Annotated in this window: 14 protein-coding genes; 8 read left to right on the top strand and 6 right to left on the bottom strand. The window is 68.9% G+C overall.

What is annotated here, in order from left to right; genetic code table 11:
- Nucleotides 1-21: 21 nt before the first annotated feature.
- Both MRBLWH13_RS00485 and MRBLWH13_RS00490 read right to left on the bottom strand, forming a co-directional pair.
- Nucleotides 22-492, bottom strand: coding sequence for a recombinase family protein (locus MRBLWH13_RS00485; RefSeq protein ID WP_341956403.1), 471 nt, complete (start codon nt 490-492; stop codon nt 22-24).
- A 52-nt stretch (nt 493-544) separates the two neighbouring features.
- Nucleotides 545-1,534, bottom strand: a complete 990-nt coding sequence (locus tag MRBLWH13_RS00490) for a malate dehydrogenase (protein ID WP_341956404.1) — start codon at nt 1,532-1,534, stop codon at nt 545-547.
- 51 nt (nt 1,535-1,585) lie between these two features.
- Here MRBLWH13_RS00490 and MRBLWH13_RS00495 point away from each other — a divergent pair, with 51 nt between their 5' ends.
- Nucleotides 1,586-2,470, top strand: a complete 885-nt coding sequence (locus tag MRBLWH13_RS00495; protein ID WP_341956405.1) for a neutral zinc metallopeptidase — start codon at nt 1,586-1,588, stop codon at nt 2,468-2,470.
- Between the two features lie 48 nt (nt 2,471-2,518).
- Nucleotides 2,519-3,481, top strand: a complete 963-nt coding sequence (gene pip / locus MRBLWH13_RS00500) for a prolyl aminopeptidase (protein ID WP_341956406.1) — start codon at nt 2,519-2,521, stop codon at nt 3,479-3,481.
- 39 nt (nt 3,482-3,520) lie between these two features.
- Here the strand turns inward: pip and MRBLWH13_RS00505 are convergent, their stop codons facing one another.
- The 3 genes from MRBLWH13_RS00505 to MRBLWH13_RS00515 form a co-directional block, all read right to left on the bottom strand.
- Nucleotides 3,521-5,287, bottom strand: coding sequence for an aldehyde dehydrogenase family protein (locus MRBLWH13_RS00505; RefSeq protein WP_341956407.1), 1,767 nt, complete (start codon nt 5,285-5,287; stop codon nt 3,521-3,523).
- A gap of 45 nt (nt 5,288-5,332) precedes the next feature.
- Nucleotides 5,333-6,712, bottom strand: coding sequence for an MFS transporter (locus MRBLWH13_RS00510; RefSeq protein ID WP_341956408.1), 1,380 nt, complete (start codon nt 6,710-6,712; stop codon nt 5,333-5,335).
- A gap of 64 nt (nt 6,713-6,776) precedes the next feature.
- Nucleotides 6,777-7,040 carry a glutaredoxin domain-containing protein gene (locus tag MRBLWH13_RS00515; RefSeq protein ID WP_056515020.1) on the bottom strand — a complete coding sequence of 88 codons (264 nt, stop codon included), beginning with the start codon at nt 7,038-7,040 and terminating at the stop codon, nt 6,777-6,779.
- A gap of 99 nt (nt 7,041-7,139) precedes the next feature.
- On the opposite strand from MRBLWH13_RS00515, the gene MRBLWH13_RS00520 reads away from it, so the two are divergent.
- Complete coding sequence (locus MRBLWH13_RS00520; protein ID WP_341956409.1) at nt 7,140-7,532, top strand: SIP domain-containing protein; 393 nt, start codon at nt 7,140-7,142, stop codon at nt 7,530-7,532.
- A gap of 71 nt (nt 7,533-7,603) precedes the next feature.
- Here MRBLWH13_RS00520 and MRBLWH13_RS00525 read toward each other — a convergent pair whose 3' ends face one another.
- Nucleotides 7,604-8,065, bottom strand: coding sequence for an adenylyltransferase/cytidyltransferase family protein (locus MRBLWH13_RS00525; protein WP_341956410.1), 462 nt, complete (start codon nt 8,063-8,065; stop codon nt 7,604-7,606).
- Nucleotides 8,066-8,185: 120 nt separating this feature from the next.
- Between MRBLWH13_RS00525 and MRBLWH13_RS00530 the strand changes: the two genes are divergently transcribed.
- From MRBLWH13_RS00530 to MRBLWH13_RS00550, 5 genes are all read left to right on the top strand, one after another.
- Nucleotides 8,186-9,409: a glycosyltransferase gene (locus tag MRBLWH13_RS00530; RefSeq protein ID WP_341956411.1), complete on the top strand. Its 1,224-nt coding sequence runs from the start codon at nt 8,186-8,188 to the stop codon at nt 9,407-9,409.
- A 70-nt stretch (nt 9,410-9,479) separates the two neighbouring features.
- Nucleotides 9,480-10,688, top strand: coding sequence for a hypothetical protein (locus MRBLWH13_RS00535; protein ID WP_341956412.1), 1,209 nt, complete (start codon nt 9,480-9,482; stop codon nt 10,686-10,688).
- Nucleotides 10,689-10,747: 59 nt separating this feature from the next.
- Complete coding sequence (locus MRBLWH13_RS00540; RefSeq protein WP_341956413.1) at nt 10,748-12,073, top strand: hypothetical protein; 1,326 nt, start codon at nt 10,748-10,750, stop codon at nt 12,071-12,073.
- Entirely contained in the window at nt 12,057-13,334 is a 1,278-nt protein-coding gene (locus tag MRBLWH13_RS00545; RefSeq protein ID WP_341956414.1) for an O-antigen ligase family protein, read from the top strand. The genes MRBLWH13_RS00540 and MRBLWH13_RS00545 overlap by 17 nt, the downstream gene beginning before the upstream one ends.
- A gap of 58 nt (nt 13,335-13,392) precedes the next feature.
- A complete protein-coding gene (locus MRBLWH13_RS00550) occupies nt 13,393-14,025 on the top strand; it encodes a hypothetical protein (protein WP_341956415.1) in 633 nt (210 codons plus the stop codon).
- Nucleotides 14,026-14,100: the final 75 nt, after the last annotated feature.

Raw genomic sequence — 14,100 nt, forward strand, 5'->3', positions numbered from 1 at the left:
CGGCGCTCTGAGCGGGGGGCGTCAGCGCGCGGCGTCGGCCAGGTGGCGTGCGTTGTGACTCAGCACCTTGACGATGATGCCGTGGCGGCGCAGCTCCTTGGCCGTGCGGGCGCCCTCGTCGGCGTCGCGCCCCAGAGCGTGGATGTTCGCGACGACGAGCACGTCGCCCGTCTTCAGGGTGCCGATGAGGCGGGAGAGCCGGTCGCTCCAGCTCTCGAGGATGTCGGGGGAGGGGTGACGGAACCCCTCGATCGGCACGCCGAACCGGGTGAGGTCGTCACGCTGCTCGACCACAGACGGCATGCCCTCGCGTGCGACGACGAGTCCGACCAGACGGGATCCGTCCGGGCGGGCGAGCCAGAAATCGCGGTTCTGCTGCAGCTCTGTGAAGCACTTCGGACACTCCGCTGCCGCATGCGGCAGGTGCAGCGGACTCGTCAGGGCCTCGTCGACGGATGCCGTCGCCTTCATGGGATCGATCGTCTCGCTCATCGCGCACCTCCGGCATCCATTCTGCCCTGATCCGAGGCTGCGCGGTGACCTTTCAGAGCATCCCGAGGGCTCGCACCGCTTCGCGCTCCTCGACCAGCTCGGCGACGGAGGAATCGATGCGGGCGCGCGCCCAGTCGCTGATCTCGAGACCCTCGACGATCTGCCACTCGCCGTCGATCGAACGGACCGGGAACGATGAGATCAGACCTGCCGGAACCCCGTACTCACCGTGGGAGACGACGCCGGCGGACGTCCAGTCTTCGGTGCCGTGCACCCAGTCGCGCACGTGCTCGATGGTCGCGTTCGCGGCAGAGGCCACCGACGACGACCCGCGCACCTGGATGATCTCCGCCCCGCGCTTCGCGACCCGTGGGATGAACGTCTCGTCGAGCCACGCGGGCACGTCGCCGACGATGGCCTCGAGGGCTTCGGCCACCGGAGCGCCGCCGACCGTCGCGTGCGAGACGTCGGGGAACTGCGTCGCGGAGTGATTGCCCCAGATCGGCACCCGACGGACTGTGTCGACGGGGGCGGCCAGCGTCTGCGCGAGCAGAGCCCTGGCGCGGTTCTCGTCGAGGCGCGTGAGCCCCGTGAACCGCTCGGCGGGAACTCCGTCCGCGGATGCCGCGGCGATGAGGGCGTTCGTGTTGGCCGGGTTGCCGACCACGGTCACGCGCACGTCGGGTGACGCGTGCGCGGCGATCGCCGCTCCCTGGGGCCCGAAGATCCCGGCGTTGGCGGCCAGCAGGTCGCCCCGCTCCATGCCGGGCCCGCGCGGACGCGCTCCGACGAGCAGCGCGAGGTCGGCCCCGTCGAAGCCGACAGCCGGGTCGTCGGTGACCTCGACGTGCTCGAGCAGTCCGAAGGCGCCGTCCTGCAGTTCGAGGGCCGCACCCTCGGCGGCACCGAGGCCCTGGGGGATCTCGAGCAGTCGCAGGCGCACCTTCTCGTCAGGCCCGAGCAGGTCTCCGGCTGCGATGCGGAAGAGCAGCGCGTATCCGATCTGTCCGCCCGCACCGGTCAGCGTGATCGTGGTCGTCATGACACGAGCCTACGACCGCGGGGAGCCCTCGGCGCAGAGTACCCTCGTGGCATGACCTTCAACCCAGATGCCGATGTCTCCGGCAACACCGCCCGACGGCGCGGTCGCGGCGCCGTCGTCGCCGGAGCCGGCGGTATCGGCCTGCTCGGCATCATCGCCCTCATCGCGGGGCCGCTGCTGGGGATCGACCTGTCGGGCCTCCTCGGGGGCGGGGGAGCCACCGGCGGAGGATCCGAGCCGCAGGAGGGCAGCGTGATCGAGAACTGCCTCACCGGTGAGGACGCCAACGAGAACGTCGACTGCCGGGTGGCGAGCTCGCAGCTGGCGCTCGACGGCTACTGGGAGGACTACGTCGACCCGTACCGGGCGCCGCAGCTCATCATCGTCGACGGTGCGACCTCGACCGCGTGCGGTACGGCCTCCAATGCGGTCGGTCCCTTCTACTGCCCGCCGGACGAGACGGTCTACATCGACCCCACGTTCTTCGACCTCATGCAGCAGCAGTTCGGAGCATCCGCCGGCAACCTCGCCCAGCTCTACATCGTGGGGCACGAGTGGGGCCACCACATCCAGTACATCACCGGCGTCATGGACCGGTATCCGAACAACGGCACGGGTCCCGACAGCAACGGTGTGCGCATCGAGCTGCAGGCCGACTGCTACGCGGGCGCGTGGATCGGTCAGATGACGCAGGAGAAGGACCCGGACGGGGTTCCGTACCTGTTGGCGCCGACCGAGGCCGAGATCACCGATGCGTTGAACGCCGCGAACACCGTCGGCGACGACAACATCCAGCAGCAGTCGTCGGGTTCGGTGAACCCCGAGAGCTTCACGCACGGCACGAGCGAGCAGCGCAAGTACTGGTTCGCGAACGGCTATGAGAGTGGGCTCGACGTGTGCGAGCAGCCTTTGACGCTGGCGGGGGACCAGCTCTGATCACGTCGACGTGATCACGACGGACTTCTGAGAACCGGGGAGAAGACGATGGACCTGGACGCGCTGTATCCACCGATCGAACCGTACGAGACCGGTGAGCTGCTCGTCGGCGACGGTCACCGCATGTACTGGGAGGTCAGCGGCAACCCCGAGGGCAAGCCCGTGGTGTTCCTGCACGGAGGGCCGGGCAGTGGCACCTCCGCCTGGCAGCGCCGGTTCTTCGATCCCGACGCGTATCGGATCGTGCTGCTCGACCAGCGCGGATGCGGTCGCAGCACTCCGCACGCGAGCGCGCCCGACGCGGATCTCCGCTTCGTCACGACCGCGCACCTGATCGCCGACATCGAGTTGCTTCGCCGCAACCTCGGCGTCGAGCAGTGGCAGGTGTTCGGCGGATCGTGGGGGAGTGCGCTGGCTCTCGCCTATGCGCAGGCGCATCCGGATGCCGTGAGCGAACTCATCCTCCGGGGCATCTTCACGTTGCGCCGCGAGGAGCTGGAGTGGTTCTACGAGGGCGGCGCGGCGGCGCTCTTCCCGGATCTGTGGGAGGAGTTCCTCGCTCCCATCCCGGTGCTCGAGCGGTCGCACATGATCGAGGCCTATCATCGGCGGCTGTTCGACCCCGACCCGGCCGTCCACGAGCCGGCGGCGGTCGCCTGGTCGCGGTGGGAGGCGTCGACGGTCACCCTGCGACCGGACGCGGCTCAGATCGAGGCGATGTCCGATCCGCGCGCTGCGACCGCGTTCGCCCGCATCGAGAACCACTTCTTCGTGAACCGCGGCTGGTGGTCGGAGGGACAGCTGATCGCCGGGGTCGACACCATCCGCCACATCCCGACCGTCATCGTGCAGGGTCGTCATGACGTGTGCACGCCGATGATGACCGCGTGGGATCTGCACGTGGCGTGGCCCGAGGCGGAGTTCGTCGTGGTCGACGACGCCGGTCACTCGGCGACGGAACCCGGTACCCAGCGGGCGCTGCGCGCGGCGACCGACCGCTTCGCAGGCTGAGACCTCGCGGCGGACGGACCGCTCAGGGGCCGAGGTGCGTCAGGCGCGCAACGCCTGGGTCAGCGTCTTCAGGAGTCCGACGATCCCGCCGTACGCGCGGAACCGTGTGAGGCCTTCGCTCACCGCGGCGCCCGTGCGTGCCGACACGAACCACGGCGGCTTCGGGAGGATCGTGAGGCGCCCGCCGCCGTTGACGATCGGCAGCGAACGCGGGAACGGCCGGAAGGGGCCGCGGATCACCGACCGCTCGACGCCGTCGAGCAGCAGTGCGTTGTGGACGACCCCGATGCCGCTGCCGACGTCGTCGATCGTGCTGCCGGGGAACGCTCCCCAGGTGAGGGTCGGGGTGATGAAGCCGAAGGCGGTCCATCCGTTGATCGCGATCGAGCCGTAGCGCAGCGCCGCGATCGCCCGGTCGAACCCGGCGCCGAGCGTCTTCTCGGTCGACGGGTCGATCAGCAGATTGGCTCCCAGCGTGCCCTGCAGCTGCTCGTTCGCGTAGGCCACCGCGGAGTCGAGGAACTCCTGCCCGGTGCCGGCGACAGAGACGACGCCCAGGACGGGGGCGAAGTATTCGGTGCTCTGCAGTGCTGCGGCGTCGTCGCCCTGCTCGATCTCGACCAGCAGGCGGTCGCCGAGCACGAGGGCATCGGGGTAGGCCTCTGTCGCGAGGTCCATCCGCGAGGGCGAGCCCGGGTACCAGATCGGGCGCTCGGGAGCGTTGGCGTACGCGCGGCGGAGCGCTGCGCGGAAGTCATCGGCCTGCGCCCAGTCCGACGACATGATGACGACCTGGCCGGCGATGCAGTTGTGGCCGCTGTTCTGCAGACGCATGGTCGCGACGTGCTCGGCCTGATACGTGAGGTCGGCGGCCGTCCAGTCGCCCGGCACGATGATGATCGGCGAGACTCCACCGAGCTCAGCGGTGATGGGCTTCTTCAGCTGCGGTCGGTTCTCGCGACGCCGACGCGTGGCGGCTGATCCCGAGCCCCAGACGATCGCGTCGAACGTCGCGGCGGACCCGGTGATGTGCACGTGCGCGAGATCGGGGTGTCCCGTCAGGTAGACGCCCACCGCAGGCCCTCCGCGCACGATGCGCAGCAGGCCGAGGGCGATGAGCGGGGCGAATGCGCGCTTGTACACGGGCACGAGTGCGTCCTGGGTCGGGTTGACCTTGAGCAGTGCGGTGCGGTTGTGCGCGAGCAGCTCGTAGAGCACGTCGAGCACGGGGATCGAGGTGATGTTGCCGGCGCCGAGCACGAGCCCCACGCCCCCGGTCTCCGACGGCGTGCGCTGAGCGAGGCCGGCCGCGGCCCGCGCACCGTTCGGGGTCATCCCCGGTTCCAGCCACACCTCGCCCGTGTAGCCCGAGAGCAGGAACCGGTCGATGCCCGTCAGCGGGAAGGCGTGCACGCGAGAGCGTCCGCCGGGTGCTCGGTCGATCCTGACGCCGTCGAGTGGATTGGTGCCGTTCGCGAGGCGAGTGAGGGTCTCGATGTACGCGTCGAGAGCCCCGAGCACGCTGTACGGCCCGCTGAGCCATTCCTCCCCGCGCAGGGGATGCCGGCCGTCGAGGCCCTTGGATGCTGCGGCCGTGTTCGCCCAGTCCTCCGCGGTCGCAGCGACACTCGTGCGGACGCCGTGCAGCAGGGTGACGCGCTGTGCGAGGGTCAGCGCAGACCAGGTGCGACTGCCGACGTGGAGCTCCGCGATCGCGGCATCGAGGCGTTCGCGTTCGCCCTCCGGCAGGTCGGTGGTGGTCGTCGTGGTCGTCGTCTTGGCGGCGGGCGTGGTCGCAGAAGTCATCGGCGTCTCCTTCGGACGGGATCCCAGCTTAGGCCGGGCGCTCGCTCAGGCGTCGATGTCGGCGCGACGCAGCCGATAGCGACGAAGGGTGAGCATGCTCGCCACCATCAGGAGTGCGGGGAGGATGCTGAAGCTCAGCACGATCCCCGTGATCGCCGCGTCCGGCTGCTGTGCCGTCACGCCGGCGACGGTCGAGACGTATCCGGTGGCCGCGAGGGTGAGCGAGACAGCTGTGGCGCCCAGGGCGAACCCGACCGTCTCGCCCGCCGTCCACACCCCCGTGAACGTGCCCGCCTGGCCCCTGCCGCTGATGCGCTCGTCATGCGAGATGACATCGGGGAGCATCGCCATCGGAAGAGACTGCAGCCCGGCGTATGCGATGCCGGCGAATCCGATCGCGCCGTACATCCAGGTGCCGGGCATCCAGGCGGCAAGGACGAGGGACGCAGCGGCGGCCGTGAACAGGATGCTCGCGATGGCGAACGCCCGTTCCTTGCCGATCCTCCGCGCGACGACCGTCCAGACGGGGGTGGCGATCAGAGCGGGGCCGACGAGCGCCAGGAACACCAGCGTGACAGCATCTTCGCTGCGCAGCACCCAGGTGGCGACATACTGGGCGGCGGCGAGCATGGTCCCCGTCGCCAGGGCCTGCAGCAGAAACGTCCCGAGCAGCGCGCGGAAGGGCTGGCTGCGGCGCAGAGTGCGCACGCCTGCCGCGTACTGCTCGCGGATTCCGGCCGGCGCCGCGAGCTCGGGGCGCTCGCCGTCGTCCGGGCGGTGCGCGGCGGCATCCGCGGTGCGCGAGGCGATGAGCATGCCGACGCCGATCGTGATGCCCGCGACGACGCCCATCAGCAGGTACCCCGCGACCGGGTCCGACCCGGCGCTGCGCAGCTCGGGCCCGCCGGCGCCGAAGAGCAGGATCGCCGCGGTGAGCACGACCACGCGCCACCCGAGCAGGCGGGTGCGCTCGTCGTAGCCCGAGGTGAGCTCGGCGGGCAGTGCGACGTACGGCACCTGGAACAGACTGAACGACGTGGCCGTGGCGAGGAAAGCGAGGAGCACGCAGATCGCGCCCGCTGTCGGTCCCCACGACGGGGGCACCGCGAACGTGAGTGCGAAGAACAGTGGGAGCGTGAGGGCGCCCAGGACCATGAAGCTACGACGGGAGCCCGTCTTCGCGTACTGGCGGTCGGATGCCGCACCGATCAGCGGATCGATGATGACGTCCCAGATCTTCGCCGCGGTCACGATGAGGCCGGCGGCGAGGGCCGCGACACCGAGGTTGTCGGTGAGGAAGTACGTCAGCACGAGCCCCGGGAGGGTCGCGTAACCGCCCGTGCCCAGCGAGCCGATCGCGTACAGCGCGACCGTGCGGGCGGACAGGCGGGCGGATGCTCGTTCAGGCCGAGCCGCGGTGCTCATCGCGCCAGTGTATCGGTGCGCGAAGTGCCCCCAGTGGTGCAGATGGGGGGTCAGACGAGCGGGATCAGATGAGGGAGAGCTCGCGCAGCTTCGACTCGACGTCGGCATTCGACGGCTCGACGTGGTGCGAGGAGTCGGGGTAGACCACGACCGGGATGTTCGTGCGGCCCGAGATCTCCTTCGCGACGTCGGCGGCCGACGGGTCTGCGACGAGGTCGACGTAGGTGTACTCGACACCGAGGCCGTCGAGCTGCTTCTTGGTGCGGATGCAGTCGCGGCACCAATCGGCGCCGAAGAGCGTGATCGCGGATTCTGCAGGAGAAGTCATGTATCCAGGGTAGAGCCGCATAGCTGGACGGGCGCCGAGTCGCACACGGTCTACACTGACCGTTGCTAGGTAAGGCTAGCCTTACCTATACTCGATCCCATGAACACTGCGTGTGAGCACCACGAGGATCCGGACTGGGAGCACATCGAGGGAGTCGTGCTGATCGCCGGGGACTCGACCGATGCCGGGGCGATCGCGGCCATCGCCGCTCGTCTGCCCTGGGATACGGAGGGGGTCATCATGCTCGAAGCGGCCGCACGCATCCAGTTCCGCCACATCGATGTGCCCGAGGGCGTCTCGGTGCGCTGGCTGCTGCGAGGCGACGGCATCCGCCAGCACGCCAAGGGGGAGCGGCTCGCCACCGCGGTGCACTCGTGGTGCGTCGAATGGACCTGCTCCGAACCGCCGCTGCAGTGGACGGTCTGGCTCGGTGCGCACACTCCGCCGCACGTCGCGCGCATGGCTCGCAGCCTGCTCGGCGTGGCCAACTGACCACGACATCCGAGAGAGTGCACGAACCGTCGCGCCCGCGCCCGCGACGTTGAGGGCGCGGGCGCGCGGAGTCAGCGCGTCGCGAGCGCCGGAATGCCGGTGGCTGTGGCGCCAGCGGTGATCGCGTCGAGCGCTCGCCGCAGCGACGAGCTCGACGTGTGCGCCGTGTACGGGAAGTAGACGACCTCGACGCCGACCTCGGCGAACTCGCGTTCGAGCCGCAGGCCCTTGTCGGTGCCGCGCCAGTCGTCGCCCTTGAAGAAGTGGGTGAACTGCACGTCACGCCACGAATCCATCTTCGACGGAGTTGTCTCGACGTACACGTCGTCGACGAACGAGATGTGACGGACTATCTCCGCCCGCTCTGCGGTCGGGATGACGGGCTCGATGCCCTTCACCTGCCGCAGCATCTCATCGCTGACGACACCGGCGACGAGGATGTCGCAGTGCTGCTTGGCGTGACGAAGAAGGTTGAGATGCCCGACGTGAAACAGGTCGAAAGCACCCACGGCATAGCCGATGCGCGTCCCCATGATCTCCCCAGATCAGTAATTCCCCAGAAGGCGGATCCCCATCCGCCCAGCGACTCCCACAGCCGCATCCGCACAGCTTAGCAGGTGCCGGGTTTCTCGCCCATAGGAACACATGGAACTATGGATGCCGCAGCAATCGCCGGCGCACATGAAGGGGGAGGGCCCGTGGGGACAGCGGTCACCGTCATCGTGCCGACCTTCAACGAGCGCGACAACGTCGCGGAGCTCGTGGCGAGGACCGCCGTCGCGCTCGCCGCATACGACGCCGAGATCCTGTTCGTCGACGACAGCACCGACGACACCGCGTCCGAGGTCGAGCGCGTGGCGGCGGATGCTCCCCTTCCCGTCCGCGTCATCCATCGAGACGACAACACCGGGGGACTCGGGGGAGCGGTCGTGGTGGGGCTCGAGGCCGCGGCATCCGATCTCTGCATCGTGATGGACGGCGATCTGCAGCATCCGCCCGAGCTGCTCCCCGCCCTGCTGGGAAGGTATGAGGAGGGCGATGCCGATGTGGTGGCCGCCTCGCGGTACATCGGCGGCGGCGACACCAGCGGCCTCGGAACGGCCGTGCGCTTCGGTGTGTCGCGGACGGCGACCTGGCTCACGCGTGCGATGTTCCCGATCCGGCTCGCACGCAGCACCGACCCGATGACCGGCTTCTTCCTCGTCGACCGAGCCAGCCTCGATCTCACGACCCTCAAGCCCCAGGGCTTCAAGATCCTCCTCGAGATCCTCGCCCGCACGGATCTGCGCATCGCCGAGATCCCGATGGAGTTCGCCGAGCGGCGGCACGGCACCTCGAAGGCCAGCCTGAGGCAGGGCGCCACCTTCCTCGCGCACCTGACCCGCCTGCGCTTCGGCAAGATGTCGCTCTTCGCGCTGATCGGCGTGATCGGAGCCGTGGCGAACCTCGGCATCATGTGGCTGCTCACCGCCGCCGGCGTCCCCTATATCTGGGCTGCCATCATCGGCGCCGAGATCACCATCATCGGCAACTTCATCCTGCAGGAGCGGTTCGTCTTCGCCGACATGCGCACCGACGCCCGCGGTCTCGGCGGTCGTTTCGCCGCTTCGTTCACGTTCAACAACCTCGAGGCGGCTCTGCGCATCCCCGTCATGGCGCTGATGGTCGAGACCTGGCACATCTCGAGCGTGCTCGCCACAGGGCTGTCGCTCATCGTGGCCTTCTTCGCGCGCTTCCTCTTCCACTCGCTCGTCGTCTACGCACCGAAGAGGCGCTCGAAGACCGATGCGGCGGATGCCGAGCCGAAGCCGGACACCGCGACTCTGCGGGTGATCAGGGCGATCGACGCCGAGGCGATGAAGCCGGGCGAGCTCTAGCCATCGCGTCGACCGCTCGGGACTCCGACGCGACGAGTCGCGTGCGAGGATGTCAGGCGGGGAGGGCGACATGAAACGCAAGGCTCTGGGGGCCGTGATCGCGCAGGCGGCGCAGGCAGGGATCGGTCTGCTCCTGCAGATCCTCGTCGCGCGACTGCTCGGCATCGAGGAGTACGGTCGTTTCGCGATCCTGTACGGCGTCGTGATCGTCGCCACAGCTGTCGTCACCGGACTCATCGGCGACTCCCTCGTCGTGCTCGACCGCTCGAAGCGCACGATCAGGGCGGGCCTCGAGGCCATGCTGCTCATGACATCCGTGCTGCTCGCGATCGGCTCGTTCCTGATCGCCTGGCTCACCGGATTCTCCGACGCGTGGGAGTCGACCCTGTTCGCCCTCGCGCTCGCCGCCTTCGCGGTCGAGGAGATCGTCCGACGGCTGCTGATCGCGCACATGTCGTTCGTCCGCACCGCGATCACCGATGTCGCCGGATTCCTCGTCGCGCTCGCGATCATCCTCACCGTGCACGTCACGGGAACCCTGTCGCTCGCCGCGTTCCTCGGCGGGATCGCGGCAGGACAGGTCGTCGCGACCTTCATCGGCTGGGTCCTCGTGCCTCGGGCGGACCGGCATCTGGTCGGACTCCGCGGCGCCGACATCGCCGCGGTCTGGCGGTACGGCATGTGGCGGGGATTGCAGCAGGTGCTGCGACCGAGCCTGTTCACCGTGCTGCGGCTGCTCGTGCTCGCTGGCGCCGGCCTCACCGCCGTCGGACTGCTCGAGGCCGCTCGCACCTACACGTCGCCTCTGATCCTCGTGATCGGCGGGCTCTCATCGTTCCTCTTCGTGCGGTTCGCCGACCAGCACAAGGCGGGGAAGAGCGGATCGGTGCGCGAAGCGGACCGCGTCGTGGTCTTCCTGCTCGCCGGCACCGTCGTGATGAGTGCGATCGCGGTCGTGCTCATCCCGTGGGTGAGCCCGCTCCTGTTCGACGTCGAGGTCGATCCGCTCGCGGTGATCGCCTGGCTCGCCTACGGCATGTCCGTCGCGATCGTGACGCCGTACGGAGCGCTGGGAGCGGTGGCGGGGCGCCAGATCGCGGTGTTCCTCATCCGCCTCTCGGACACCCTGCTCGCGATCATCGCCGTGATCGTCATGATCGCTCTCGGCGCGGAACCGTCGACTCTGCCGTTCGCGCTCGCCGTGGCATCGATGCTGGGCGGTCTGGGCCTGCGATGGCTGGTCGTCGCAGGCGGTCAGTCCGAGCGCCCCGCGCGGTAATTTCTCACGAAGCAGCCAATGATAGGTTTAGGCCCTGTCTTCGACTGAGGGGGTTGGCGATGGAAGATGTCCCTTACGGACGTATCCTGCGCGAGGGATGGGTCGTCATCGTCGTGCTCGCGGTGCTCGGAGCCGGCATGGGGTGGCTCGTCACCAAGGCGCTTCCGGAGACCTACGCGGCGACCTCGACGCTGCTGCTGCGCGTCGACTCGACCGAGGCCTCGCTCTTCGAGCGCAATCAGTTCAGCCTCGCGCGCATCAAGTCGTACCCGCCGCTGGTCGACAGCCCCGAGGTCATCGACGCGGTCCGCGCCGACCTCGACCTCGATGAAGACGAGTACCCCGACCGCGACATCCGCCGCATGCTGTCCGCCGAGAACACGGCAGACACCGTGCTGCTCATCGTGCGGGCGGATGCGCCGACGGCCCAGCTCGCCACGGACATCGCGAACTCGGCGGCGACGCACCTCTCGGAACTGATCGGCGAGACCGAGAACGATGAGGACGACGCGCGCTACACGGTGGCGCTCGACCAGGTGCTGCCCGCGGTCGCCCCGCTCGCGCCGATCTCGCCCCAGGTGACCGCGATCACCGGCCTCGGTGGCATCGCAGGTCTCGCTCTGGGTGCGATCGTCGCGGTGTACCGCACGACGACCAACCGTCGCCTGCGCACCATCTCCGACGTGCGACGGGCCTCCGGACTCCCCGTGATCGGCCAGATCCCGCGGCGCAGTCGCCTGCACCCCGAGTCGAACACCGGTGCGATCGTGGCATACGAGGAGGCGGCCGGAAACCTCGTGGCGCTCGCCGGCGGCGGAATGCGCACGCACATCGTGGTCCCCGCCTCCGACGGCGCGATCGACGACGATGCGATCGCCGGGATGCTCGAGGCCCAGCGACTGATCGGTGCGACGGCCTGCGTCGTCGACACCCGAGAGACGCACGTGACCGGGCGCGGCCACACGCTCAACGAGGTGCTCGACGGCGAGCCGATCGCCGACGGCGAGGAAGGGAACGCGATCTTCGTCGCGGACGATCCCATCGCCCTCGAGACTCTCGTGACCGAGCTCCCCGATGTGATCACGGCGATGCACGAGGACTTCGACGTGGTCGTCGTCATCGTCGAGCCCGGAGCATCCGCTCTGATCGAGCAGCTCGTGGGGCCGGGCGCCGGCGTCATCATCAACGTCCGGCACAATGCCACGTCCGCGACCGACCTCGTCGCCGTCACGACGCGTCTGCGGGTCATGGGCCTGAGGCCGGTCGGCGTCGTGATGCTCCACACCGGGACGAAGTCCCTCGGCTCCATCGCGGAGTCCTGGCGGGTCTCCGACCGTGACCCCGCGCTCGCGGGCACGGGAGTCTCGCATGTCCGCACCGACTGACCCCGCGCGTCAGCCCCGGCAGCAGTCGGCGCACCACCCCAGCACCGCCAGGGTGACGGCGGTGGGCGGGCTTTACGTGCTGTTGATCGTGAGCGTGATCCCGTGGCGCAGCGCCACGATCTACAGCGGCGGGGTGGATGCGGTGGTGATCGCGAAGGCACTGATCGCGGTCATCGCACTCGGTGCGACGCTCGCGCTCGCCGTCAGGACACGCGAGAGGGTCGCGGTCGGGATAGCTCCCGCCGGGGTCATCGCCGTCGTGCTCCTGGTGAGCGTGCTCGGCTCGGTGCTGGCCGGCAACGACTCCTCGACGATCGTGCTCGTGGGGCGGATGTTCGTCGTGATGACGACGATCCTGCTTCTGCTCACGTGCGTTCCCTGGGTGACGAGCATCGCCTGCCTGCTTGCGGCGATGGCGAGCGTCGCCGTGGTCGCAGGGGTCACCGGCGTGCCGACGCTCGCATCGACAGGGCGCCTCGGCGGGGGCATCCCCGAGATCCATCCGAACGAGCTGGCGGGCCTGGTGGCGGCGCCCATCATCGGCCTCGTCGTGCTGATGCTGCGCAACGGAGTGCGGGTGTGGCGTCTGACCGCGGCGGTCATCCTGGTCGGCATCGCGGTCGCCAGCGGATCGAGGACAGGGCTGCTCGCGATCGTGGTGGGGATCGTGGTCGCGGTGCTCGTCAACGGCATCCGGGATCGCAGCGTGCTGTACATGCTCATCGGCGTTCTGCCGCTGGGGTACGCCATCGCGTCCTTCACTGACGTGTTCAGCAGTCTTGCCACCAGAGCGGGCTCGAACGACACATCGACAGCCCTGGACTCGCGCTTCGACGTCTGGCGCGTCGTCCTGGGGTGGGACTGGGGCGAGTGGCAGAAGTGGATCGGGATCGGCCTGTCGGCCAAGAAGATCCCCGTCGACATCAAGTGGCGGGACGAGCAGGTGCTCGACAGCAGCTGGGCATCGCTGCTCGCGCAGACCGGTCTCATCGGCACGGCCTTGATCGCGGCGCTGATCGTGTGGTGCGTGGCGAGCGCTCTCATCTCGTCGCGGCGGCGCTGGCTCGTCGCCCCGTTGCTGACTCTGGTGATCATCCGCTCGGTGACGGAGAGCGGACTCGTCGACAGCGCCACGGCCTTCATCCTCTTCTTCACGGTGGCGTCTGTGCTGACCCACAGATCCAGGCATGCGGACGACCCGGTCGGGCCGCAGTACGACTTGGTCGAAGGCCGCCGCTCTCGGCAGGCGCGTCTGACCTAGAATGGCGGAATATTAGGGTCCTGGATGCAGCGCGCATCGTCGGGCGGAGGAGGCAACCATGACGGACTCTCTCGACGAGCCGCAGCGGCGGATGGGCTGGCGGGGTTGGACTCTCGTCGGAGTGATCGCCGTGCTCCTCGTCGGCGGAGTCGTCTGGGGTGTGCTGGCGAACAACAGCGCTTCGCCGGCTGACCCGGGTGCATCGACGAGTCCCGGGCCCACTCCTACTCCGCAGCCGACCGAGTTCGAGACCCCGTCTCCCGGGGCGACGGACGGCGTGGCCAAGCCGGACAGTGGAGACGAGGTGCCGATCGACGAACCCGCACCCGCTGTCGAGGGCGTGGTCGCCGAAGTCACCGCGATCGAGTCGACCACGGCGGGCAATGACATCCCCGGCGAGCCGAGCGGCCCGGCGATCCAGGTGACCGTGCGCCTCACCAACGGATCGGATGAGCCCGTCGACACCGCGGGTGCGAATGTCACCATGACCTACGGCGGCGACGATCGGCTCCCCGCTTCGGGGGTGACGGGCGAAGGCACCACGCTGTGGCCGGCATCGATCCCGGCGGGCGGCAGTGCAGACGCAGTATTCCAGTTTGCAGTTCCCTCTTCTCCTGACGGGGACGTGCGTGTTATCGTCGATATATTGGCCGCTGCGCCAAACGTCGTGTTCGTCGGACCCCGACCTTAGGTCGAGTGCGCCGGACGACGGATTACTGGGGAATCATCGTTCGGTGCCAATGTAGGGGTTGAGCGCGAACGGTCC

It is taken from the genome of Microbacterium sp. LWH13-1.2, from assembly GCF_038397735.1.
In the GTDB taxonomy this organism is placed as follows: domain Bacteria; phylum Actinomycetota; class Actinomycetes; order Actinomycetales; family Microbacteriaceae; genus Microbacterium.

Coding starts and splice junctions, on each gene's coding strand:
- MRBLWH13_RS00515 (WP_056515020.1), bottom strand. CDS start 7,040: ATGACTTCTCCTGCAGAATCCGCGATCACGCTCTTCGGCGCCGATTGG.
- MRBLWH13_RS00530 (WP_341956411.1), top strand. CDS start 8,186: ATGGATGCCGCAGCAATCGCCGGCGCACATGAAGGGGGAGGGCCCGTG.
- MRBLWH13_RS00525 (WP_341956410.1), bottom strand. CDS start 8,065: ATGGGGACGCGCATCGGCTATGCCGTGGGTGCTTTCGACCTGTTTCAC.
- MRBLWH13_RS00540 (WP_341956413.1), top strand. CDS start 10,748: ATGGAAGATGTCCCTTACGGACGTATCCTGCGCGAGGGATGGGTCGTC.
- MRBLWH13_RS00490 (WP_341956404.1), bottom strand. CDS start 1,534: ATGACGACCACGATCACGCTGACCGGTGCGGGCGGACAGATCGGATAC.
- MRBLWH13_RS00535 (WP_341956412.1), top strand. CDS start 9,480: ATGAAACGCAAGGCTCTGGGGGCCGTGATCGCGCAGGCGGCGCAGGCA.
- MRBLWH13_RS00510 (WP_341956408.1), bottom strand. CDS start 6,712: ATGAGCACCGCGGCTCGGCCTGAACGAGCATCCGCCCGCCTGTCCGCC.
- MRBLWH13_RS00520 (WP_341956409.1), top strand. CDS start 7,140: ATGAACACTGCGTGTGAGCACCACGAGGATCCGGACTGGGAGCACATC.
- pip (WP_341956406.1), top strand. CDS start 2,519: ATGGACCTGGACGCGCTGTATCCACCGATCGAACCGTACGAGACCGGT.
- MRBLWH13_RS00485 (WP_341956403.1), bottom strand. CDS start 492: ATGAGCGAGACGATCGATCCCATGAAGGCGACGGCATCCGTCGACGAG.
- MRBLWH13_RS00550 (WP_341956415.1), top strand. CDS start 13,393: ATGACGGACTCTCTCGACGAGCCGCAGCGGCGGATGGGCTGGCGGGGT.
- MRBLWH13_RS00505 (WP_341956407.1), bottom strand. CDS start 5,287: ATGACTTCTGCGACCACGCCCGCCGCCAAGACGACGACCACGACGACC.
- MRBLWH13_RS00545 (WP_341956414.1), top strand. CDS start 12,057: ATGTCCGCACCGACTGACCCCGCGCGTCAGCCCCGGCAGCAGTCGGCG.
- MRBLWH13_RS00495 (WP_341956405.1), top strand. CDS start 1,586: ATGACCTTCAACCCAGATGCCGATGTCTCCGGCAACACCGCCCGACGG.